The organism is Haladaptatus sp., assembly GCF_049589095.1.
In the GTDB taxonomy this organism is placed as follows: domain Archaea; phylum Halobacteriota; class Halobacteria; order Halobacteriales; family Haladaptataceae; genus Haladaptatus.
Genome location: NZ_JBAWAC010000566.1, coordinates 1 through 2,161, shown reverse-complemented (window position 1 = coordinate 2,161; position 2,161 = coordinate 1). Strand labels below are relative to the sequence as shown.

The following is a 2,161-nucleotide window of genomic DNA, read 5'->3' as shown; positions in this document are numbered from 1 at the left end:
GTACGGTGAGGACGTGCGAATACGCGAGTACCGGTTCTGATGCGAAAGTTCCGGGAATGAACGGAAGCGATTAGCCGAGGAGGTCGTTGAGGCTCATCCCGACGAAGAGCAAAATGACGGCTTCGCTGACGACCCACGAGTTGTCGTTCATCCACTCGCGTGCCTTCGGAAGCCACGCCTGTGCACGCTCACCGAAAGCGAGCAACACGAGGGCGGGAAACGCCAGAAATAGCAGGGTGATGGCGATGAAACCGAGCGAGTCGGTCCACGCCAATCCGTTCGCCGAGAGATAGGACCCGACGGCGACCGAGGTGAGGATGTCGGTCGGGAAGAATCCGAGCAGGAGGAAGCCGAGTCGGAACGAGAACCGCGGGTTGGCCGTCGTCAGTTTCCCCATCCACTTCGGCGGTTCCGATTCCTCTCGCGTCAGGTAGGTGTGCACCATGGCGGCGAGGAGGAGAACGAGAACGATGACGGAGAGCGTGGTGTTCGACCCGCGCTGGCGGTTCGCGCCGATACCGAGGAAGTACGCGAGCGAGACCAAAAGCGTGATCGAGAGCGCCGATCCGAAGACGAACGCGGCGGAGTTGCGCCGCCAGTTCTCGCTCGTCGCGAGGAAGATGGCACTCAGAATCTGCGGCCCGGCGATCATCACGAACGCCAACGGAAGAACCCTCAAGAAACTCACGGCTCGGCGACCCCTTCGTAGTCACGGAATTGGCCCATCGTTCGTCGTCCGATACCCCAGTTCGGTCCCGATTTCGGGTCACTCATGTCACTTCCCCCACAGCACGACCGGCCGTGGGAGCCGAGGCGTGCCTTCACACACAAGTAGGACAGCTAACAGGATAGGTGTTGTGGTCGAAGAGTAAACACCAGTACCAGCCCTTCAATCGCCTGTTTCCGGCGTTTTTAGCGGCAGAGCTAACGGCCTGGATGACGTACGGTAGGTATGGTTGGGAGTGGGGTGGACTCGGGAGCAACGCGGATTCGTATCGAGCGGCCGAACCTGCGGTGGTGGGTCGTCGGCCTGATAGTGTTCGGCATCGTCGCCGTCATCGCGTACACGTTCCTTCCGTGGGTCGTGTTCGGACTGTTCATCTACTACGTCGCGCGGCCGATAAACCGCTTCATCGGCAAGCGAGTCGGGAACGGGAACCTCTCGGCGGCGCTGTCGTTGCTGCTCATCGTCGTGCCGGTCGTCCTCTTTCTGGGCGTGTTCTTCTCGATTGCAATCGGGCAACTGGCCCACTTCGCGACCACGCCGATGGTGGCGAAACTGTTCGGTGGAGTTCCGAACATCACGATCCCGAACGACCCGAACAAGCTGTTGGACACGGCGAGCACGACGCTCAAGAACCCGTCGGTGCAGTCGGCGCTGACGAGCACACAGTCGTTCATCGGTGCCGTCGCGTCGAGCGTGTTCATGCTCTTTCTCTCCCTGTTGCTGGGCTTTTTCCTCCTCGTGGAGGACGAACGCCTCGCTCGATGGGGGAAAGAACAACTGCTCGGGGACGACCGACTGTCCGTCGACTACCTCGAAGCGGTCGATTCGGGGCTGAACTCGATCTACTTTGGCTACACGCTGACGATCTTCGTCATCATGATTCTGACCGCTCTCATCTACAACCTGTTCAACCTCTTCGCGCCCAACAACCTCCTGATTCCGGCAACGATACTGCTCGCGGTCATCACGGGTATCTTCACGCTCGTGCCGCTCGTCGGGCGCTCCGTCGTCTACATCGCCATCGCGGCGTTTCTCGCGTTGGGTGCGATTCAGCGCAACCCGACCGACCTCTGGTACCCGGTGGTGTTCTTCCTGTTCATGACGCTCGCGTTCGACAACGTCGTCAGAACCTACATCCGACCGTACCTCTCGGGGAAGCTGTTCCACCTCTCGTTGGTGATGTTCGCCTACCTGCTCGGTCCGATACTGTTCGGATGGTACGGGGTCTTCCTCGGGCCGCTGTTGATGGTCATCGTCGTCCAGTTCTTCGGCGTGGTCGTCCCGCAACTCCGCGGGGAGAAACCGGACTCCCCGATCGATATCGAGCCGACGACGCGGGAAACGGACGAGGGGTTCGACGACACGACGAAAGGTGGCGAGGCAACAGATGGCGGACAAGAGGAGGAGAAATAGAATGGGAATTACCGAGAAGAC

General features: G+C 60.2%; 2 protein-coding genes. One reads left to right on the top strand and one right to left on the bottom strand.

Annotation, left to right across the window (positions count from 1 at the left end):
* Window positions 1-70 precede the first annotated feature (70 nt).
* Complete coding sequence (locus WBV42_RS17785; RefSeq protein ID WP_423987213.1) at window positions 71-688, bottom strand: GAP family protein; 618 nt, start codon at window positions 686-688, stop codon at window positions 71-73.
* Window positions 689-952: 264 nt separating this feature from the next.
* On the opposite strand from WBV42_RS17785, the gene WBV42_RS17780 reads away from it, so the two are divergent.
* Window positions 953-2,140 carry an AI-2E family transporter gene (locus WBV42_RS17780; RefSeq protein ID WP_423987212.1) on the top strand — a complete coding sequence of 396 codons (1,188 nt, stop codon included), beginning with the start codon at window positions 953-955 and terminating at the stop codon, window positions 2,138-2,140.
* Window positions 2,141-2,161: the final 21 nt, after the last annotated feature.